Origin of the sequence: Acinetobacter sp. WU_MDCI_Abxe161 (genome assembly GCF_025514355.1) — a bacterium.
GTDB lineage: Bacteria > Pseudomonadota > Gammaproteobacteria > Pseudomonadales > Moraxellaceae > Acinetobacter > Acinetobacter pittii_E.
Window position 1 is genome coordinate 1 of the sequence record NZ_JAHPTU010000003.1, and the last position, 21,698, is coordinate 21,698.

The 21,698-nt window shown below is 38.1% G+C and carries 21 protein-coding genes; 6 read left to right on the top strand and 15 right to left on the bottom strand.

Going from position 1 to position 21,698, the window contains the following annotated elements:
- The 6 genes from KTI78_RS03755 to KTI78_RS03780 form a co-directional block, all read right to left on the bottom strand.
- Positions 1-692: beta-ketoacyl synthase N-terminal-like domain-containing protein (locus tag KTI78_RS03755; protein WP_316249978.1), on the bottom strand; the 692-nt coding region annotated here is incomplete at its 3' end.
- Positions 693-704: 12 nt separating this feature from the next.
- Positions 705-1,358, bottom strand: a complete 654-nt coding sequence (locus tag KTI78_RS03760) for a 3-oxoacid CoA-transferase subunit B (protein ID WP_262445256.1) — start codon at positions 1,356-1,358, stop codon at positions 705-707.
- An 18-nt stretch (positions 1,359-1,376) separates the two neighbouring features.
- The gene (locus tag KTI78_RS03765) at positions 1,377-2,048 is read right to left on the bottom strand and encodes a 3-oxoacid CoA-transferase subunit A (RefSeq protein ID WP_262445257.1); all 672 of its coding nucleotides are present in this window, start codon (positions 2,046-2,048) and stop codon (positions 1,377-1,379) included.
- A 342-nt stretch (positions 2,049-2,390) separates the two neighbouring features.
- A complete protein-coding gene (gene ispD / locus KTI78_RS03770; RefSeq protein ID WP_239977407.1) occupies positions 2,391-3,107 on the bottom strand; it encodes a 2-C-methyl-D-erythritol 4-phosphate cytidylyltransferase in 717 nt (238 codons plus the stop codon).
- Positions 3,073-3,462 (bottom strand): cell division protein FtsB, encoded by a 390-nt coding sequence (gene ftsB, locus KTI78_RS03775; RefSeq protein WP_005069056.1) that lies wholly within the window; start codon positions 3,460-3,462, stop codon positions 3,073-3,075. The genes ispD and ftsB overlap by 35 nt, the downstream gene beginning before the upstream one ends.
- Positions 3,463-3,777: 315 nt before the next feature.
- The gene (locus KTI78_RS03780; RefSeq protein WP_410374414.1) at positions 3,778-5,958 is read right to left on the bottom strand and encodes a TonB-dependent siderophore receptor; all 2,181 of its coding nucleotides are present in this window, start codon (positions 5,956-5,958) and stop codon (positions 3,778-3,780) included.
- 369 nt (positions 5,959-6,327) lie between these two features.
- Between KTI78_RS03780 and KTI78_RS03785 the strand changes: the two genes are divergently transcribed.
- Both KTI78_RS03785 and KTI78_RS03790 read left to right on the top strand, forming a co-directional pair.
- Positions 6,328-7,008: a hypothetical protein gene (locus tag KTI78_RS03785; RefSeq protein WP_262445258.1), complete on the top strand. Its 681-nt coding sequence runs from the start codon at positions 6,328-6,330 to the stop codon at positions 7,006-7,008.
- 304 nt (positions 7,009-7,312) lie between these two features.
- Entirely contained in the window at positions 7,313-7,990 is a 678-nt protein-coding gene (locus KTI78_RS03790) for a DUF421 domain-containing protein (protein ID WP_016140804.1), read from the top strand.
- Positions 7,991-8,073: 83 nt separating this feature from the next.
- Here KTI78_RS03790 and eno read toward each other — a convergent pair whose 3' ends face one another.
- From eno to KTI78_RS03805, 3 genes are all read right to left on the bottom strand, one after another.
- Positions 8,074-9,363 carry a phosphopyruvate hydratase gene (eno, locus tag KTI78_RS03795; RefSeq protein ID WP_002121066.1) on the bottom strand — a complete coding sequence of 430 codons (1,290 nt, stop codon included), beginning with the start codon at positions 9,361-9,363 and terminating at the stop codon, positions 8,074-8,076.
- Positions 9,364-9,426: 63 nt separating this feature from the next.
- The gene (gene kdsA / locus KTI78_RS03800; RefSeq protein ID WP_016140803.1) at positions 9,427-10,284 is read right to left on the bottom strand and encodes a 3-deoxy-8-phosphooctulonate synthase; all 858 of its coding nucleotides are present in this window, start codon (positions 10,282-10,284) and stop codon (positions 9,427-9,429) included.
- A 30-nt stretch (positions 10,285-10,314) separates the two neighbouring features.
- The gene (locus KTI78_RS03805; protein ID WP_262445260.1) at positions 10,315-11,952 is read right to left on the bottom strand and encodes a CTP synthase; all 1,638 of its coding nucleotides are present in this window, start codon (positions 11,950-11,952) and stop codon (positions 10,315-10,317) included.
- A 223-nt stretch (positions 11,953-12,175) separates the two neighbouring features.
- Here KTI78_RS03805 and KTI78_RS03810 point away from each other — a divergent pair, with 223 nt between their 5' ends.
- Together KTI78_RS03810 and KTI78_RS03815 are read left to right on the top strand one after the other, a co-directional pair.
- The gene (locus tag KTI78_RS03810) at positions 12,176-12,664 is read left to right on the top strand and encodes an internalin (protein WP_262445261.1); all 489 of its coding nucleotides are present in this window, start codon (positions 12,176-12,178) and stop codon (positions 12,662-12,664) included.
- A gap of 242 nt (positions 12,665-12,906) precedes the next feature.
- Positions 12,907-13,752 (top strand): metal-dependent hydrolase, encoded by an 846-nt coding sequence (locus KTI78_RS03815; protein ID WP_262445262.1) that lies wholly within the window; start codon positions 12,907-12,909, stop codon positions 13,750-13,752.
- 63 nt (positions 13,753-13,815) lie between these two features.
- Here KTI78_RS03815 and KTI78_RS03820 read toward each other — a convergent pair whose 3' ends face one another.
- From KTI78_RS03820 to KTI78_RS03835, 4 genes are all read right to left on the bottom strand, one after another.
- Positions 13,816-14,910: a YheT family hydrolase gene (locus KTI78_RS03820; protein ID WP_224991187.1), complete on the bottom strand. Its 1,095-nt coding sequence runs from the start codon at positions 14,908-14,910 to the stop codon at positions 13,816-13,818.
- 19 nt (positions 14,911-14,929) lie between these two features.
- Entirely contained in the window at positions 14,930-15,646 is a 717-nt protein-coding gene (locus tag KTI78_RS03825; RefSeq protein ID WP_262445263.1) for an SGNH/GDSL hydrolase family protein, read from the bottom strand.
- A gap of 38 nt (positions 15,647-15,684) precedes the next feature.
- Positions 15,685-16,092, bottom strand: a complete 408-nt coding sequence (locus tag KTI78_RS03830) for a nuclear transport factor 2 family protein (RefSeq protein WP_262445264.1) — start codon at positions 16,090-16,092, stop codon at positions 15,685-15,687.
- A 72-nt stretch (positions 16,093-16,164) separates the two neighbouring features.
- On the bottom strand, positions 16,165-18,189 hold the full coding sequence (locus KTI78_RS03835) for an NADPH-dependent 2,4-dienoyl-CoA reductase (protein ID WP_262445265.1): 2,025 nt from the start codon (positions 18,187-18,189) through the stop codon (positions 16,165-16,167).
- A gap of 135 nt (positions 18,190-18,324) precedes the next feature.
- Here KTI78_RS03835 and KTI78_RS03840 point away from each other — a divergent pair, with 135 nt between their 5' ends.
- Positions 18,325-18,885, top strand: a complete 561-nt coding sequence (locus KTI78_RS03840) for a PadR family transcriptional regulator (protein WP_224991567.1) — start codon at positions 18,325-18,327, stop codon at positions 18,883-18,885.
- Positions 18,886-18,887: 2 nt separating this feature from the next.
- The gene (locus KTI78_RS03845) at positions 18,888-19,805 is read left to right on the top strand and encodes an alpha/beta fold hydrolase (protein ID WP_262445266.1); all 918 of its coding nucleotides are present in this window, start codon (positions 18,888-18,890) and stop codon (positions 19,803-19,805) included.
- A gap of 50 nt (positions 19,806-19,855) precedes the next feature.
- On the opposite strand, the gene KTI78_RS03850 is transcribed toward KTI78_RS03845, so the two are convergent.
- Both KTI78_RS03850 and KTI78_RS03855 read right to left on the bottom strand, forming a co-directional pair.
- Positions 19,856-20,911: a 3-deoxy-7-phosphoheptulonate synthase gene (locus KTI78_RS03850; RefSeq protein ID WP_262445267.1), complete on the bottom strand. Its 1,056-nt coding sequence runs from the start codon at positions 20,909-20,911 to the stop codon at positions 19,856-19,858.
- 423 nt (positions 20,912-21,334) lie between these two features.
- A complete protein-coding gene (locus KTI78_RS03855) occupies positions 21,335-21,697 on the bottom strand; it encodes a YnfA family protein (RefSeq protein WP_016140792.1) in 363 nt (120 codons plus the stop codon).
- Position 21,698 lies beyond the last annotated feature (1 nt).

Sequence of the window (21,698 nt, forward strand, 5' to 3'; positions counted from 1 at the left end):
GATGCACGTGGATGTTCATCGGTATCAATCACAACAGCATCCCCCTTACGCTGAGGGATTTCAACTGCTACGATTTCTTTAGAAAAAAAGCCTTTGGCTTGCGCGCTTGCGGTGCGTTGTTGGCTCACCAAGGCAAACTGGTCCTGATCTGCACGATTGACGTTAAACTGTTCAGCCACGTTTTCGGCAGTCTGGGGCATGGTGTCTACACCATACAATTCTTTAAGTTTCGGATTAATGAAACGCCAGCCCATGGTGGTATCTTCGATCTTCTGGTTACGGCCAAAAGCGCTGTCAGACTTACCCATCACATAGGGTGCACGGCTCATGCTTTCCACACCACCTGCAATCACCAAGTTCGCTTCACCTGCTTTAATGGCACGGGCAGCAATGGCAATGGCATCGAGTGAGGAACCACAGAGACGGTTAATAGTCGTTGCAGGCACCTGATACGGTAAACCTGCAAGCAGTGCTGACATACGGCCGACATTACGGTTATCTTCACCGGCTTGGTTCGCACAGCCATAGATCACATCATCGACCTGTTCCCAATCTACATTTGGGTTACGCTGCATAAGTGCTTTAATCGGCACAGCGCCAAGGTCATCGGCACGGACAGGAGCAAGGCCACCGGCATAACGGCCGAATGGAGTACGGATGGCATCGATGATATAAGCGTTTTTTAATGTCATTTGCCTACTTCCTTACCCTTGAGTGGCATCAATCAAAGTTGCACCAGTTAAAGCCTGCAACTCATCAAAGCTTAGACCTTCAACTTTCTCAAGCACCTTTAAACCATCTTTAGTCACATCAATCACACACAGGTCGGTGTATATACGATCCACACATTGCTTACCCGTTACTGGATAAGTGAGCTCAGCCACAATCTTTGGCTCACCTTGTTTGGTCACATGGTCTGTAGTGATAAATACTTTTTTAGCACCTACAGCCAAATCCATCGCACCACCTACCGCAGGAATCGCATCCGGTGCACCCGTGTGCCAGTTCGCCAAATCACCATTCGCTGCAACCTGAAAGGCGCCAAGCACCGCAATATCAAGGTGACCACCACGCATCATCGCAAATGAATCGCCATGATGAAAAAAGCTGCCGCCTTCAAGCATGGTCACAAACTCTTTACCCGCATTAATCAGTTCAGGGTCTTCTTCACCTGCCGCCGGTGGTGGGCCAAAGGCTAACAAGCCATTTTCGGAATGAAGGAAAATATCTTTGTCATTCGGTAGGTAGCTTGCAATCTTGGTCGGTAAGCCAATACCTAAGTTCACATAGGCGCCATCTGGAATATCTTGTGCCACACGTTTTGCAATCTGGTCACGGCTGAGTTTCTGGTAGCTCATGTTATTTCTCCTTATTGCTTACTGTGCAGGCGCGACTTGTACAACATGCTGTACGAAGATACCTGGGGTGATGATATGTTCCGGATCTAATCCACCTAGCTCAACCACCTCAGACACCTGAGCAATGGTGACATCAGCAGCCATCGCCATGATCGGGCCAAAGTTACGTGCAGATTTACGGTAAACCAGATTGCCCCAGCGGTCGCCCTTGTAAGCTTTAATCAAGGCAAAGTCAGCCTTGATCGGATATTCAAGTACATAATCTTTGCCATCAATCTGGCGGGTTTCTTTGCCTTCAGCCAATAGTGTTCCAAAGCCTGTTGGGGTAAACACAGCTCCAAGTCCCATACCGGCTGCCTGAATACGGCAAGCCAGATTGCCTTGCGGCACCACTTCAAGTTCGACCTTTCCGGCACGGTACAGTTCATCAAACACATAAGAATCGGACTGACGTGGGAAAGAACAAATCACTTTTTTAACTGAACCGGCTTTAAGCAGTTTCGCCAGACCGTAATCACCGTTACCGGCATTGTTGCTGACAATGGTTAAATCTTTGACACCCAGTTCAATCAGTCCGTCAATGAGTTCAGCGGGTTGTCCTGCAGTACCAAAACCACCAATCAGAATGGTTGCACCATCCTTAATCTGCGATAGTGCCTCGCTTAGTGAGGACTTACTTTTGTCAATCATTAGACAACTCCATTGTGCTCATTGAAGAAGAGATAGGTAAGAGAGGTAGGCACACTGAAGCGAGAAGAATAGATAAATATTTCACTCAATCCCGAGTGTTTCCCTTAGATTTCCCTTTCTAAACATTCTTGATAATTTTTATAATTTGATCTAGTTATCAGACTATAGTTTTGTTCGGTATAAATGTTTTTTGTTCGATGATCGAACATTATCTAAAGTACTCGTATCATCCTGCTAGATGGTGGGACTGATCAATGTAAAAGAATATGAGATCTTATAAAGAGATATGTAGATGGATTTGCTTAGATATTTTCTCTTCTAAGCAAATACAAAAAGAGGCAACTAAGATTGAGACTGAAGAATTAAACGTGCAAGCTCTAAGTCATCGGGATAGGTAATTTTTATATTATCCGAACGCCCCATTACGACCTGTACAGTTTCACCCATATACTCAAGTGCACTTGCCTCATCGGTAATAGTGACGTTATTTTCTAAAGCATGTTCAATTGCTTTTTTTAGTTTACCGATTTTAGTAATTTGAGGAGTTTGAGCTTGCCATAAGAAATCACGGCTAACTGTTTTATCAATTTGATTGCCTGACTTAACCTGCTTTAACGTGTCACGAACGGGAATCGCTAAAATAGCACTATGATTTGACTCAACTGCTGTTTGAACAAGGGTATTTAAACAGTCAATTGTTACACAAGGACGTGCGGCATCATGAACAAGTACCCAATCATTTTCATCGGCAAAAGTTAAAAGATGATTTAAAGCGTTTAATACCGAATGAACTCGTTCCGCCCCACCCGTACAAAATTGCGCCTTATCTATATTTTGAAATGCAAGAGTTGGGGCAAAGGTATCTTGGGCACCGATTGCCAAAATATAACCATCTAATGGAAGTTGACTTATACGCCGAACAGTATGCTCTAAAACAGTCGTATTCTGAATATATTGATACTGCTTCAATTCAGTTTTAGAAAATCGACTTCCTGATCCTGCAGCGGGAATAACTGCCCATAATTTAGTCTGGGATATCTGGGGATGCAGGTGTCTCATTCGTTTCCAAATCAACTTTAGCGTTCGGGTCAATATAAATAGGCTTGTAATGGGTACTAATTGTACTCATTTGAACAAATGTCTCATGTGGTTTAACTAAACCTAGATCAAGGCGTGCATGTTCTTCTATTGCTTCTGTACCATTTTTCAGGTCAAAAACCTCTGCTGCCAAAATACGGTTTCGTTCTTTAAGCTCTTCATTAACTTCAGCTTGTTGCTGAATTTGTTGCATGAGAGCCTGATGAGGGAGATAGCCACCCTCACCTAACCAAAATTGATATTGCAGTATAGCTACTAAAACAATAACAAGTAGCAATATCAGTTTGCTTGAAGTGGATCGAAATACTTCTAACATATCATTAAGAGTTTTAATTAAAAACTTTGATTAAGCTTTTGTATTGTATAACAATTTAAAAAGAGCATGCAAAATTCCTGCAAAATCAGTGCAAAACTATTAATGCACATGTTACTTTAAATTGACCATTGTGACATGTTTCATTTTGTCAAAAATGAATGGAATTTGAAAGGGAAATCATATTTATAAGTACAACTGCTTATAAATCACTCTATGTATATAAAAGCTATTCTGCGTATCAAGAAATTATGTTGAATAAATAGAGAAAAGTCCTCCCAAGAGGACTTTTCAATAGAGATTTAAATGAGCCCGTAATTAAAAGTTATAACGAACACTCACCGTTGCATTTCGTGGTGTGCCCCAATTCATTGAGTTGTCACCAATACCTTCATAATATTTCTCATCAAAAATATTATCGATGTTGAATTGAAGTTTAATATTTTTATCTACCTGATAGCCAAGCATCGCACTTGCTAAAACATACGCATCTTGCTCAATACGAGAGCTTCCACTACCCGTATAGTATTTACTCTTATAATTTAAACCTAGTCCTGCACTCCATTGATCAAGTTTGTACTTAACAAATAGATTCGAGGTTGTTCGAGAGTTTGTCGTATTAACCTTTGTGCCTTGTGCATCTTTTGCTTCAAAATTAGCAATACCAAAGTTAATACCCCAATTGTCATTAATCTCGCCATCAACTTCAAACTCAAAACCTTTACTTTTAACCCCATCTACAGCGCGATAGGCCTGCTCTGTAGTTTGTGTACCATTGCGGACAATAAATACTCCCGGGATCAACTCAGCAAAATTAGATTGTTCTATTCGGAATACTGACAATGCCGTATTTAACCGCCCTCCAAACCATTCACTCTTTAAACCGGCCTCATAACTCTTACCTGTAATCGGATCAATATATTGATCACTTACATCTTTACGTTCTTGAGGTTTGAAAATTTCTGTATAACTCGCATACACAGAATGATCTTGGGCAAAATCATAAATAGCGCCAACATATGGTGCTAATTCATTGTTAAATTCACGGTTACCTTTATCATTCTCAGACTTATATTTCCAGTTAGATAAACGTGCCCCAGCAATAACTTTTAAAGGATCCAGAATCTGAAATTTACCAGCAACATAAGCAGCAGTTTGTGTGGTTTCATTCAGCGCATTTTTACCGTTTAAAACAACAGGCTGAAGCAACTCTTGAGCCATATCATTATAGTTAAGTGGTCCACCTAAATACTTTTCAATGTCTTGGTTTGTGTTAGATCCACCAAAAATATCCTTTGTTTTCTCATTTTTATTCCAAGATCCACCAATAATGATTTCTTGCGGACGATTAAAAAGCGTAAATGGTGCATTGATAAAAATATCAATATTGTTTTCTTCATTTGCAGCTTTTGCGCCATATACTGAGACATTATCCTTGTCCTCTTCATTTTTTAATGGACTGGTATTGGTTGCCTTGTCTACTTTTCCAGCAGTATACAACAACATAGAAGCTGTATCTTCTTTACGGAAGGTATAAGTAACATTCAAATTAACGTCATTAAATAAATTCTGTTTTAAGTTTGCAAATACTGCTGTTGTATTTACATCCCAATATGTCCAAGGTGCACTTACTGTTAAGCTTCTAGAAAAATTGGTACGAGTCCCATCAGTATAAAAAGCAGGTGTTCCGCCCCAACGGATACCGTCACGATGTAACTCTTGATAAGTTGCCCCAAGCGACATACTAGTTTTATCGCTCAGATCATAATCAAGGGCACCATAAAATACATTGCGTTCTTTCTCATAAAAATCCATAAATGATTTTTCATCAGAATGTTTTACAAACATGCGGCCACGCAATGATCCATCTGCATTAAATGGCGTGGAAACATCTGCTGAGCTACTCCAAGAGTTCCATGAACCTAATGATGTACTGACATTTCCAGTAAGTTCTTTAGCATTAGCATGCTTACGAATCATATTGAGGGCCATTGCGGGGTTTCCCGCACCTGTAGTTAAGCCACTAGCCCCCTTAACGACTTCGACACGATCATAAATATCTAGATCAAGATCACCTATACTTAAGTTGGTTGTACTCGGCATTCCATCCAGCAAATAATAATCCACCTCAAAACCACGTGCATAAGCTTTTTGGCGCTCATCGGTACGTGAAGTTGAAACACCCGTAATATTGTTCATTAAATCTTGAAAAGAATCGATTTTTCGATCATCTAAATATTCACGAGTTAAAACTTTGACCGATTGAGGTGTTTCACGAAGTGATAAATTTAATTTTGTAGAAGTATTTGCGCTTTTAGCTGTGTAACTGCCCGAACCTTCGGTAACAGCGGAATTTTCTTGTTCTGCTTGTACTTTTATCGTTTCTAAAGTGGCTGTACCATTTTTCTCATCTGCATAAACAAATGAAGGAACAGTTAAAGCCATAGCAAATGCTAAAGGATGAGCTCTAAATACTTTTCCAAAGGGCGAAGTGTACATAAGAAAATTCCATAATAACGAGTGTGCTGTGCGAGATCCCTAGTCTTTTACTGCTTTTTGTAGGTTACATAACAGCAAAAGTTCGGCACAAAAACTAACACGAATGATAATTGTTATCAACAATATATTAATAATTATTCCTATTTGTTTAGAACGAATTATCAATAGTTCTAATTATTTATATCCCTCATTCCCTACCAATCTTGCTTAATTATCAGATCTTTTAAATTTATTACTCCTCAGATTAATGAATACAATGTTAAGAACAGTCTTAGGACTAACTCAAAAATAACAAACTAAACAGTATTTTCTTTTATATTTTATTATTCTTCTCAAATCTCATAAAAGAGAATAAAGGTATAAGTTGTAGTGTATAAAGTTTTAGTATTTTCTTTAGTAAGCATAGGTTTAAGCGCTTGTAATAATCCTACAGATGATAGTCCATCAAAAATAATTTATATGGAGGATATTCAAAAGCAATATAAACCAATTAACACCTATATATATGAATATAATGATATTATTTATAAATTAGGTACTAAACAAGACCAAGCCACAGCTCATTTAAAATTAAAAACTTTATTAAAAAAGATGCCATCTAGTGATGACAACTTAAATATTTTAAAAACTAAACGTAAAATACTTGTACATTTAGGTTGTCTAAATGAAGCTTATATCGTCACAGAAAAAATACTCGCTAAAACAGAAAGTTCAAAACTACAAGAGATGCAATGTATTTTCTTGAGTAAAATGAAAAAAGATGCACATGAAATAAAAGCATGTTATGAAAAAACCGCTAATAGTTACTTAAATGAGATAAATTTAATCCCCAAAGCTGCTTTGAGATATCAATATGCTTTATGGGGCCACTACGCAGCAATGTTCCATGCTGGACATATAGAGTATAAAGATAAACTCCAAGAAATTATCGATTATCACAACATAGAAGACCACAAAAAAACATATCAGCAAATGTATAAAAACGTTATGAACTCTTCTATTTTTCAGACACGTTTAGACGCGATCCCTTATACCTCTGATTGTCATTAATCTATCTTCTTATTCTTATGATCTACCATATTTATAGCTTGCACCGTTATTCCGCTTAATTTATTTAACAATAAGTAAGCACGCTTTGGAATATAGTTTCTAATGCGCCTCCCACTCTATTGCAAATATTATCTCGCACAACTTTACAGCCTCCTTCATAATTTTTTAAACGTGAGATTCATACAAAATCACATATATTTCTAATTTTTAACTAATAACTACTTAAAATGTATATTTTTTTATTTTTTACTTTGGTAAAAATTTTACAAGGATTTCTTCTAACTATTTTAATAAGGAGAAAAAAATGGATTTTTTTAATATTTTCATCGGCGATACGACTTGGAAGTTTGTTTTAGAAATTTTAGTTCGCTGTTTTGTGATGTTTATTATTATTATCAGTTTTTTAAGGTTATCGGGTAAAAGAGGAATTCGTCAGCTTTCACTTTTTGAACTTGCCATTATTTTATGTTTAGGTTCAGCCGCTGGTGACCCGATGTTCACTAAGGACTTACCTATTGCCCATGCTTTAGTAGCTTTTATGGCTATTCTTTTTCTATACCGACTTGTAACCTGGGCCATGGTGAAGAATAAAAAAATTGAGGATTTACTGGAAGGGAAAGCTTTATGTGTAGTTAAAGAAGGTCTTTTAGTCTACAAAGATTTCCAGAAACAAACATATTCACATGATGAATTTTTCTCGGAAATGCGTCAGCAAAATGTTGAACATCTTGGGCAAGTGAGAACAGCTTTGTTGGAATCCGACGGCATTTTGAGTTTACTTTATTATGAGGATGAAGATGTCAGATGGGGCCTGCCATTATTCCCTGATGCCTACTGTAAAGCCGATGTACTTAAACTTAATACTTTTTATTCATGTATGAAATGTGGTGAAACTAAAATTTTAAATAAGATTGATCAAGAATGTACCCGCTGCAAGCATCATAGTTGGGCTGAATCTTTGAAAACACGCCGATTAGGATAATAAAAAAGGTGCTATTCCCTATTAAAAACAGAAAAAAGCACCTTAAAATGTTAAAAAATTAATTTTAACTTTTTATTTAAAGATTAGTTTAAACCTTTAAACTCAGCTTTACCGCGGTAAGCAGCTTTAGTCAATTCTTCAATACGAAGTAATTGGTTGTACTTAGAAACACGGTCAGAACGGCAAAGTGAACCAGTCTTGATTTGACCAGCTGCTGTACCTACTGCTAAGTCAGCAATAGTAGAATCTTCTGTTTCACCAGAACGGTGAGAAATAACAGTCGAATAACCATTTGCTTTAGCAAGATAGATCGCATCTAAAGTTTCAGTTAAAGTACCGATCTGGTTGTATTTAATTAAGATTGAGTTACCAACCTTCTCATCAATACCACGTTGTAAAATCTTAGGATTAGTTACGAACAAGTCATCACCAACCAATTGGATTTTATCGCCAAGGATTGAAGTCAAGTAGCTCCAGCCTTCCCAATCAGATTCATCCAAACCATCTTCGATCGAGATAATTGGATATTGATTTACAAGACCAGCTAAGTAATCTGCAAACTGATGGCTTGTAAATGCACGATTACCTTCACCTTCTAAAACGTATTGACCGTTTTTGTAGAATTCTGAAGATGCGCAGTCTAATGCAAGCATCATATCTGAACCAGCTTTATAACCAGTCAATTCAATTGCTTGTAAAATGATTTGAATTGCTTCTTCGTTAGAACGCAAGTTAGGAGCAAAACCACCTTCATCACCTACAGCAGTATTCAAACCTTGTTTCTTTAAAACTGATTTTAAAGAATGGAATACTTCAGCACCCGCACGTAAAGCTTCAGCAAATGAAGTAAAACCTACAGGCTCGATCATGAACTCTTGAATATCAACAGTGTTGTCCGCATGCTCACCACCATTTAAGATGTTCATCATCGGTACAGGCATTGTCAAAATTGTTTGACCGCGAAGATCTGCGATGTATTGGAAAAGAGGAAGTTTCTTTTCTTCAGCAGCAGCACGCGCCGCAGCCAATGAAACAGCCAAAGTTGCGTTAGCACCTAATTTTTCTTTGTTTTCAGTACCGTCAAGCGCAATCATTGTGTTATCAATGTCTTTTTGCTCAAAAACTGATTTACCCAACAAAGCATCACGAATCAATGTGTTTACATTGTTAACTGCTGTACGAACGCCTTTACCTAAGTAACGTGATTTATCACCGTCACGAAGTTCTAAAGCTTCACGAGAACCAGTTGAAGCACCAGATGGTGCACATGCACGACCAACAACCCCAGATTCTAAAATTACGTCTGCTTCGATGGTTGGGTTACCACGAGAGTCCAAAATTTCACGTGCACGAATGTCAACGATTTGGCTCATGAACAATTCCTCTTTGAATGAATATGAGCTGCGGTTAAAGCAGCGTAAGGGTTATAAAACAACTCAATGGGTGTCTAACTTTTTGAATCCTTTAACTAAAGTATCCAATTCTTTTATTTGTGCCAAGAATGGTTCAAGTTGCGACATACGTAATGCACAAGGTCCATCGCATTTTGCATGTTCTGGGTCTGGATGAGCTTCCAAGAACAATCCAGCCAAACCAGTTGCCATTCCTGCGCGTGCTAAAGTTGTAATTTGAGCACGACGACCACCTGCTGAGTCAGAACGACCACCAGGGGTTTGTAACGCATGTGTCACGTCAAAGAAAACTGGCACATTCATTTCTTTCATGGTGTCAAAGCCGAGCATATCTACAACAAGATTGTTATACCCGAATGCCGAACCACGTTCACAAAGAATAAGTTTGTCGTTTCCTGCTTCTAAACATTTATGCAGGATATGACGCATTTCATGAGGTGCTAAAAACTGGGCTTTCTTAATGTTAATAATAGCCTGTGTTTTCGCCATCGCTTCAACAAGATCAGTTTGACGACTTAAGAATGCGGGTAACTGAATAATATCGGCTACTTCTGCAACAGGTGCAGCTTGATATGGCTCATGCACATCAGTAATGATAGGAACATTAAAATGTTTTTTAATATCACCTAACCATTCGATACCTTTTTCAAGTCCAGGACCACGGAATGAATGCAGACTAGAACGATTTGCTTTATCGAAACTCGCTTTAAATACATAAGGAATATCTAAGCGTTTGCAAATATCAACATAAGTTTCTGCAATTTCAAAAGCTAAATCTTTTGATTCAAGTACGTTCATTCCGCCAAATAATACAAATGGCAAATGATTTGCCATTTGTATATCGCCTAAACGTACAACTTCTTGTGGTTTTAATTGTGACATTTAAACTTTCCCAGTTTATTTAAAATCGCATTATTTACTTTTTTGATGCTGTGTTTTTGCAGCGTCAATAAAACTAGCAAATAATGGATGTCCATCACGTGGTGAACTTGTAAATTCCGGGTGGAATTGTACAGCAATAAACCAAGGATGTTCAGGAATTTCTACAGTTTCAACTAAATGTTGTGCTGAAGAGTAACCTGAAATCTTCATACCAGCTTGTTCAATCGACTCGATGAAACGGTTATTCATTTCATAACGGTGACGATGACGCTCAGTAATTTCAGCTTTACCGTAGACTTCACGTGTTTTTGTGCCTTCAACCAATTCTGATTTTTGTGCACCTAAACGCATTGTTCCACCTAAGTCAGACTCAAGGCTACGTTGTTGTAATTCACCGCGCTCATCTAACCATTCAGTAATTAAACCAATCAATGGATATTTTGTAGAACGGTTGAACTCAGTAGAAGATGCTTCTGGCATAGCAGCAACATGACGGGCATATTCGATTACAGCCAATTGCATACCTAAACAAATACCCAAAAATGGGATTTTGTTTTCACGTGCGTATTGAATAGCTTTCATTTTGCCTTCAGTACCACGTTCACCAAAGCCACCTGGGACTAAGATTGCGTCAGCTGTTTGCAAAATAGAAACATCTTGGCTTTCAAGCTCTTCAGCATTGACATAGTCAATCTGTACTTTCACACGATTTTTGATACCAGCATGTAATAATGCTTCATTCACAGATTTATAAGCATCTGGTAATTCAACATATTTACCAACCATTGCTACACGTACCGTGAATTCTGGATTAAGTAATGCTTCTACTACATTATCCCAATCAGTTAGGTCAGCTTCTGGTAAATCATTGAAACCAAAACGTTCACAAATGAGGTCATCTACATTTTGCTCATAGAAACCACGTGGAATTTGATAGATGGTTTTCGCATCTTTACATACCACAACAGCACGTGCTTCTACGTTAGTGAATAGAGCAATTTTACGTTTCGTGTCTGCATCAACATCATATTCAGTACGGCAGATAAGAATATCTGGCTGAATACCAATTGAAAGCAACTCTTTTACAGAGTGTTGAGTTGGTTTTGTCTTAAGCTCTGCTGCAGATTTGATATATGGCAACAAAGTTAAATGCATAAGCATGGTTCTTTTATGACCAAGCTCAACCATTAACTGACGAACTGATTCCATAAACGGTAATGATTCGATATCACCTACCGTACCGCCAATTTCTACGATAGCAACATCGTAGCCTTCACCTGCGCGAAGTACGCGTTCTTTAATGTTGTCAGTAATATGTGGAATAACTTGAACTGTACCACCAAGATAGTCACCACGACGTTCTTTGTTTAAAACGTCCTGATATACACGACCACTGGTAAAGTTATTAAGTTTGGTCATTTTCGCACGACGTAAGAAACGTTCGTAATAACCCAAGTCTAGATCAGTTTCGGCACCATCCTCTGTGACAAAAACTTCACCATGTTGGAAAGGGCTCATTGTCCCTGGATCGACATTAATGTAGGGATCCATTTTAACCATTGTGACTTTTAAGCCACGGGCTTCCAAAAGTGCAGCAACTGAAGCAGCAGAAATACCTTTACCTAGCGATGAAACTACACCACCAGTGACAAAAATAAAATGGGTCATTAAGTTTCTCGTACAATCAAGCCGAAATCGGCCTACAATGTTTGGCAATTTTACTGTACTCTGCCCCTATAAAGCAAAGTCAAACCGCATCAATTCAAAGATCATTAAACAACTGGCTATTCTATCAGCATTTTTAATAAAAAATTAGGTCAATCTCACATGATTTTTTCATTCTCTTTTGCTGTTATAATGCCAGCTCCTCAATTAAATGTTGTTTAGGACAATGGCAAATAAAAAACTTTTAATCTGTGCTGCAATTGCTGCTGGACTATTGTTAACCGCATGTGTCAAAAAAGAAACACCTAAAGAAGAAGAGCAAGAAAAGGTTGAAACTGCTGTTTCAGAACCTAAACCTGCTGAACCTGCAAAATTTGAGTCTTTAGAAAGTGTGCAAACTGAAGAAGCTCAAACTCAGGAACCACCGCAAGTTGAAGTTCACCGTGAAGAAACAGCGAATACGACAACTGAAATTCGCCGTGAAACTCGCCCTGCCCAACCTGATCAAGGTTCACAAACAACAGTTTCTGAGCAACCTAAAGCAGAACCTAAAGTAGAGCCGAAACCAAAACCTGAACCTAAGCCTGAGCCAAAAGCAGAGCCAAAACCTGAAAAGGTTCAGTCAAAACCAGCTAAGCCTGCTGAACCATCTCAAACTGAAGATGATGCTGTTGCCGCTGCAATTGCTGCTGCTACTCCAGCGCTTAAAAACTAAGTTCTTACTCGAATATGCCCAAATTGAACCATCGGTTTGGGCTTTTTAATTATTATTCAAATTATCAATTCAGTAATAAGTTTTAATTTTTCTTACTATTTATCTTTAAAGTTTCCTTAGATATCAATTAAGGACAATCTATTTTTTCTACCTAAAAAAGCATTGACGATAGATATAGAGCGATGTAGTTTTTTATCAAGTTCCTTTTTGGAACTCTAATTAAAAGAAGATTGGAGCTTAAAATGAATACTGTATTAAACCGTGTGCCTGCCTCATTTCCGGTCCGTCGTATGGACTATAATTTTGAAAATACACCTCGTTACTGGTGTAACAACGAACCAACTTTCACCCACTATTTTACGGGCTTATCTACGTTGTTTCCTGAAGGTGAATCATATTTCGTTCGCTCTGTTCGAGCTTTACGCGCAAAAGCAAAGTCGAATGAAATTTTAGATCGTGAAATCAGTGCTTTTATTGGCCAAGAAGCTATGCACTCTAAAGAACATCATGCTTTTCATGTAAGTGCACAGCAATATGGCTTAGATCCTCAATCTTTAGAAAAAGTAACTGGCATCGTTTTAAAAACGATTGAAAAAGTTTTTAGTAAAAAATGGAATTTGCTTGTAACCGTAGGTCTAGAACACTACACAGCAGTACTCGTGGTTAGCATGATGGAATCTGTTAATGAGTTAATGACAGACTCAACTATACGTAATTTGTGGCTATGGCACAGTATTGAAGAAACAGAACATAAAGCTGTTGCCTTTGATCTCTATCAACATTTATATGGAAGCGGCTTAAGCGCCTACCTTCCGCGCATTACAGTTTTTACTTTAAGTCTATTTTTAATTACGGCCTTTTCAACAATTTATCAATTTATTTTAATGAAGCGAGATCATCAACTTCTCAATTTTAAATCTTGGCGTAAGTTCTTTAGTTTTGCTAATAAACAATATAGAGCATTGACCCCTAAATTTTTTGATTATTATCGCTTTGATTTTCATCCCAACCAGACAGACGAAAAAGACCTTGTTGCCAGCACGAAAATCAAAATTGGACTAAAAGATCCCAATTTACTTTTATCTTGACCAAATAAAATCATAAAGCCCATCTGTTGAATGGGCTTTATTTAACTTATTGCAAATTTACCGTTATTGCTTATGTTCGACCATAAAATAATTTGAGATTAATTTGGCAGCCCAGGAGGTGCTTTTCCAACCTTCATAGAAGCCACAATGACTTCCTTTTTTTGTAGTGATTACCGCAATATTACTCATTTGCTGAATCGTTTCTTTATAAGGTTCCAAATTTTTAATAGAACAGACAGGATCATCCTCAGCATTAAGAATCATCAATGGAATTTTGACATTCTCAAATACATAAATTGGATTAATAGCTTGGCAATAACTTTGATAATCCTCAAAGCCAGCCATTTCAAAATATTCTTTTTCAAATTCTTCTAGACTTGTGGTCGCTAGAACTTTCTCTATAGAAGAAAGTTGGTTCCATGTAGTTTGATAAGGATGAATAAAATATTTAAATAACTTTTTGGTCATCATTTTGCTATAAAACGGATGAACATTCTTAAAGCCAATCTCCGTGTTGTAGCCTGGACACATTGCAAAAGCAGCTTTAAATGGTGTATCTGCGCCTTGCTCACCCAAATAACGAACCAATAACCCTGTTCCCGCAGAGGAACCTACGGCGTATAAATCTGATTTTGGAAACAGGTTTTGGATATGTGCAAGTTGCTCTTTAAGATCGCTCGTTGACCCAAAAAGAGAGATCTGTGGTACAGGCATAGGTAAACCAGCATGCCCACGGCGTAAGCATAACGCTATTCTCCAACCCGTATAATGATGTATATCTTTCACAAGTTCACGCATACTTTCAGGTGTTCCTGTAATGGTATGCATAATAACAACTGTTGGAGTATCTGCAGGGAGATCATACCCATACCACGCGATGGCAGTTACGCCACCATCTTTCATGGTGAGCTGATCAATTCGATCATATTCAAGTTTAATGGTTTTTTTTCTAATAATATCAAAGTACAAAAGATGAACATGATTATTGCTTAACCACGGTGTAGGACGATATTTTTGCTTGAGCTGGGGCAATTTATCTAGAATATCTTTTATTTTCCCATTTGGGTCATAATAGATTTTTGGTTGTTCAGCACCTAATACTGAATCAAACAATTCCGAACCGAAAGCTTTAATTTTATTTAAAGTAGATATGCCCATTTCCAATCACGACCTCTGATTATGAGTTAAATGATTGCCGCACTAATGCTGCAACCTGCTGTCCCCAAATTGCATAAATTTCTTTACTCGGATGAAAGCCATCACTTGCCATAGGCAAATTCATCGCTTGAAAACTCTCAATATCATATTTAATGAATCTAAATTGGTTTTGTGATTCTAACCATTTATCTAGTGTCTGATTCATTTTTTCCGCATATTTTCCAAACAACCAAGCCAATGGATTGGGTAAAGCTGGAAAATGTTGCATTGGCGGAACACCAGACACAATAATGAGTTTAGGCTGAAAACGTGCCTGTATATATTGAAATAATTGTTTTTGTTGTTTTATCCATGAACTTGCTGAAGTTAGTTTTGTGACATCATTAACCCCTATCGACGTAACAACCACATCGTAACTTTGTTGCTCTAAATGCTGTACCGCTTGGAAAACTTGCTTGGTTGTATTACCTGTTTTTGCATGCAGTTTCCAGCGTATTGAATATTGATTTTGCAATTCAGAAATAATCGCACCAGATAAAGCATCTTTTTGGGTTTCAACTCCAACACCTGCAGCAGCAGAATCTCCCAAAATAAGTAATGATAAGGGTTTACCCTTACCCACTATGCCTTCTCTTTCGCCACTGGCTTCTAGCAAGCGTGGTGTATTCTTACGAACCTTTGTTCCCTGCACAAAAAGGACAGGCAACAATGCAACAGTTGAAAGCTTTAACCACATTTTATTGATCTCTATATTACTTAGGCTATTTACTAAAATTATTGGGGTTGAAACTTGGCAATTCTTATACCCATTTGTTCAGCCAATGCTGCTAAGCCACTCATTGGACGGATCATTACTTCAAAATCAATAATCTTGCCCTCGTTATTAAAACGGATCATATCAATACCTTTTAATGATTTACCACTGACATTGGCACTAAACTCAAGTACTACATTTTCACCATCTTCTGTATAGAACTCCCGATGATAGGTAAAGTTTTCGAACACTTGAATAACATTGGTAAGAATGAAGAAAACAACCTGTTTTCCTTCATAAGGTTTGTAAGCAACTGGTGAGCGAAAAACTACCTCATCTGCCAGCAAATCATTTAGATCTGACAAATTACCGGCTTGAACCATTTGATGCCATTTTTCTAAAGACTGTTTTGTAGTTTCAAGTGTCATTGTATTTCTATCCTATAATTTGACGAGTGAATTAATGGACATTTCTCTTTAAAAGAAATGCCCATTTAAAATTTAGAGTACTGCTGCTAATTCAGCGCCTTGGCGTATTGCACGTTTTGCATCTAGCTCTCCTGCCTCTTTAGCACCACCAATTAAATGAACATTTTTTCCATCTGTTTTTAATTGATCATACATTGCAGTAAATGACTCTTGCCCCGCACAAATCACAACATGATCGACCTCAAGTACACTTGGTTGCCCGTCTATCGTTATATGTAAACCTTGGTCATCTACTTTGTCATATTGCACACCAGCAAACATTTTGACCTGACGGTTTTTAAGTCCTGTGCGATGAATCCAACCTGTTGTTTTACCTAAACCAGCACCTACAGCAGCAGTTTTACGTTGCAGTAAATAAATTTCTCTTTCAGATGCCTCAACATTTGGCTGCTTTAAGCCACCCCCATGTTCATATTGAGTATCGATTCCCCACTCTTCATAGAACTTTTCTGGATTTAAACTGCCACTTTCACCTTCGTGAGTAAGATATTCAGCTGTGTCGAAACCAATACCACCTGCGCCAATAATGGCAACACGTTGTCCTACTGGCACACGCTCTTTTAAAACTTGTAAATAGCTCAGCACTTTAGGATGATCAATTCCCTCGAATTGTAATTGACGAGGCGTCACGCCTGTTGCAACTACAATTTCATCAAAATTTGCTTGGCTTAATTCGTCATAAGTCGCTTGATGATTTAGTACAAGTTCAATGTTTGGTCGCAATTCAATTTGACGGCTAAAGTAGCGTAAAGTTTCGTAGAATTCTTCTTTTCCAGGAACTGTTTTTGCGATATTAAATTGACCACCAATTTGATGACTTGCTTCAAAAACTTTAACTTGATGCCCGCGATCGGCTGCATATACTGCAAAACTTAAGCCCGCAGGCCCCGCACCAATCACAGCGATATTCTTTTTAACCTGAGCTTCTTTAAAAATCAGTTCAGTTTCATAACACGCGCGAGGGTTGACTAAACAGGTTGCGATTTTCATTGAGAAAATATGATCTAAACAAGCTTGGTTGCACCCAATACAAGTATTAATTTCATCACTACGGCCTTCACTTGCTTTCAAAACAAACTCAGCATCAGCTAGCATTGGTCGTGCCATAGACACCATATCAGCATGACCCGATGCCAATACATGCTCAGCCATTTCAGGCGTATTGATTCGGTTAGAAGTAATTAAAGGAATAGAAACTTCACCTTTAAGCTTTTCAGTCACCCAAGTAAATGCAGCACGTGGCACTTTAGTCGCAATAGTTGGAATACGCGCCTCATGCCAACCAATACCAGTATTGATAATTGTTGCACCAGCTTTTTCAATTTCTTTTGCCAGCTGAATCACTTCATCAAAACTTGAGCCGCCTTCAACTAAATCAAGCATAGATAGACGATAAATGATGATAAAGTTTTCACCTACTAATTCACGGGTACGCTTTACAATTTCGATAGGAAAGCGAATACGATTTTCGTAACTACCGCCCCATTCATCATCACGATGATTCGTACGAGCTGCAATAAACTCATTAATTAAATAACCTTCAGAGCCCATGATTTCTACACCATCATAGCCCGCATACTGAGCAAGTTTGGCACAGTTGGCAAAGTCATCAATTGTTTGTTGTACTTCGGCAGAACTTAAAGCTTTAGGTTTAATCGGATTAATCGGTGCTTGAATTGCTGAAGGAGCAACATTGTTTGGCTGATAAGAATAACGACCTGTATGTAAAATCTGCATAGCAATTTTGCCCCCAGCCTCGTGGACAGCTTGGGTAATCACTTTATGTTTTTCAGCTTCTTCAACTGTATCTAGTTTGGTCCCGTGGCTAAACACAACACCATCATCATTTGGAGAAACACCGCCAGTTACAATTAAACCCACATCACCTTTTGCACGCTCAGCATAAAACGCAGCCATGCGCTCATATCCTTGCGGTGCTTCCTCTAACCCAATATGCATAGACCCCATAAGCACACGGTTTTTTAAAGTCGTAAAGCCTAAATCAAGTGGCTTTAATAAATGTGGATAAGCTGACATATTTTCTCCTATGGCTAGCAATAAGCTTGCTAATGCAACTTGTTGCATAAATTTATAATCAAATTTTGACTTTTATGCAACATGTTGCATAATCTCATGAGTCACACTTTACTTTTGCTTACAAACTGGATTGCCATGTCACTTCCTCATGTTTTATTGACCAGCTTGCTTGAACGTCCAAGTACAGGGTTTGAACTCGCCCGCCGCTTTGACCGCTCAATGGGCTTTTTCTGGAATGCCACTCACCAGCAAATTTATCGTGAACTCAATAACATGCTTAAAAAAGGCTGGGTTTCCACTTTAGAAAATGAAATGGACAATGGCCGAAAAAAAACCTATCAGGTTGAACAACTGGGACGTATCGAACTGGCTTCATGGATGACTCAACAAAGTGAACCTGCCCAGCTTCGTGATGATTTAATGGTTAGATTGCGTGCTGAAGCACAATTGAGCAATAATCAGATATTACCTGAACTGTTAAGGCACCTTGGTTTACATCAAGAGAAGCTCAAACTTTATCAAAGTATTTATGATAAAGATTTTAAAGACAGTGATGATCTAAATGACCGTGTGTTATACATCCACAAAATGATCTTAGAACTTGGGATTACGATGGAAAGTGAATGGATCAAATGGTTGGAACAAGTCATTCCTCAATTAAAACGCTTTGCCCAAGATAACACATCTGGAGAATAGCCATGCCGTATTACACCATGCCCGATCGGGAAAATTTATTTGTACGCCGTGTTGGTCGTGGTGAGCCTGTTTTGGTTTTATCTGGCCTTGGCATGCAAAGTTGGCAGTGGCTACCTTTTATTTATGCAAACCGCAAAGAATATGAATTTATTATTCCAGACTGGCGCGGATTCGGTGGTTCAAAAAATTGTGCAATTCCCCAGCAAGATGCAATTTCTAGCCATTGGCAAGACGTTGCTCATTTAATAGATCAATTAAAACTTAATAACTTTATCTTGATGGGTTATTCAATGGGCGCGACAACTGCCATGCATGGCATGAAGCACGCTCAACTGGCTCAGCAGTTAAAAGCCTATTTACATATTGACCAGACACCAAAGATATCAGTAGATTCAACTTGGGAATATGGTTTATTCGGCCCACTTCACACTCAGTTCAAACAATTATTAAATGATATCTATCAATTATTAGCAAAGCATAAAAATGCCAAATATCTTTATGAGCTATCGCTTCCAGATCGGCAAGAACTGGTCCGTCTTTGGGTAGATTTTATTGAGCTACAAAGTAGTAACCCATTTAGTCCTTTAGTTTTTAAAACAGCTTTAAAACAGCCTTTTCTACAAAAATATTTATTACCCATTCAACGTTTAGATTACTTGTTTTGGTATGTGGAAAATTATCTTTATCACAATGAAGATTATCGCGAAGCGATTCAGCAATTAGCATGTCCAACCACCTTTTTTATTGGTCGCAATTCGACACTTTATTCAGAAACTGGGCAAACGCTGATTGCTCATAGTATTGAACATGCAAAAGCAATATATTTTGAACGCTCAGGCCATACACCTCTATTAACCGAGCCTAAAAAGTTTGGACATGAAATCACTACATTCTTATCCGAACTCAAGCATGCTTCTTAAAAAAAATAAAGGGATCTACTTACAGATCCCTTTTTTACATCAATAAATAATTAAGCGGAATGGGCTAATACTTTCGCTTTTAATTGCTCTGATACATTTAACAAAAGTTGCTCTGTTTTTTCCCACCCTAAGCAACCATCGGTTACTGACTGGCCATAAGTCATATCACAAGAAATCTTTTGATTACCATCAACCAAATGACTTTCAATCATGACCCCTCTAACTTGTGTTTTCAAACGTTCAGCAACGATTTGCTGTAATACTTCCGGCTGACGCAACGGATCTTTGCCACTATTACCATGACTACAATCTATCACCAGTGCAGGTAGATTTTGTTTGTACTTTTCGCGTATCGCCTGAATTGAAGCTAAATCATAATTTGGCCCATGATTTGCTCCACGCAAGATCAAGTGCGGTAATGGGTTGCCAGCACTCTGAATCACCGAAGGCAAACCTTGTTGGTTCATACCTAAAAATTGATGTTCATTTTGTGCTGACTGAATCGCATCTAATGCAATCTGAATAGAACCATCAGTACCATTCTTAAAACCAATACTGTATGGCATATGACTTGAGATCTCACGGTGAATCTGAGACTCGCTGGTACGAGCACCAATTGCCCCCCAAGCCAATAAATCATCAAAATAGCCAGTTGCCATTGGGCTTAAAATTTCACTCGCAATTGGCAAGCCCTTTTCAATAATTTGTAGGTACAGTTCACGAGACTTTTCTAAACCAAGTTGTAAATTTGATGAACCATCTAAATTTGGATCATACATGAAGCCCTTCCAGCCCACAGTTGTGCGTGGCTTTTCAATGTATGTGCGCATTACAATAAAAATTTGATCTTTTATTTTTTCTTGTAGTTTTTGCAGTTTTTCAGCGTATTCAAGTACTGCAACCGGATCATGAATTGAACAAGGCCCTGTAATTACCATTAGACGATGATCTTTGCCGTTAAGAATATTTTGAATATTTTGGCGATGTTCGGCAATTTGACGTGCGAAAGTGTGTGCAAGCGGATATTTCGCTTTTAACTGAATAGGTAAACTAACTGGTGTTTCTTTTGTATTGGTTTGAGTCAGTAAAGTATTTAGGGCATTCATTGGTTTTTCCTTGGGACTGCAATCTACTCAGTCCGATCATTTATTTGAGCGTTTTGGATCTATTCGTTGGTAAAGGTAAGCAAAAGTAAAACCAATAAAAGTTGCTAAAGTACGAATAAGTCATGTTGTTCATTTTAAGTTCCTCGATTCAAAAAAGATAAAGCATAAAAAAACCTGATCGGGGTTGCCGATCAGGTATTAACTGTGATGGGCAACTTTCTCATGCCCGAATACGCTCAGGCAACTATCTAAATTGCCAAAAGTAATAGTAAGCGTTAGTGTTCACAGATAGATTTAACATCTTTATCTCAAATATTAAAAAATGTTCCTTGAATCTAAAATACGCATTGTTGATGAGTTTGACAAGTCTTTTTTTTGAAAAAACTTCTTATTTTCTCGCTTAAGGTTTGATTCAATTACCTATTAACGAATCAACCCTTGAGGCTGCAAAATAATTAGGCTCGCTCCACAAAGCACAATTAGACCACCTAATAGATCCCATCTGGTTAATCCAACCTGATCAACAAAGCGTAACCACATGAGCGCAGTAAAAATATAGATACCGCCATATGCAGCATAAATACGCCCAGAAGCTGCTGGATGTAGGGTCAGCAGCCATACGAAGATAGCTAGACTTAAGGCTGTAGGTATCCACAACCAAGCTGACTTACCTTCTTTTAAAATCAGATAAGGAAAATAACAACCCAGAATTTCAGCAATTGCTGTGATAATAAATAACCCGAATACACTGAGTATTCGGGTTATAGCAAGACTATCAATTAACATA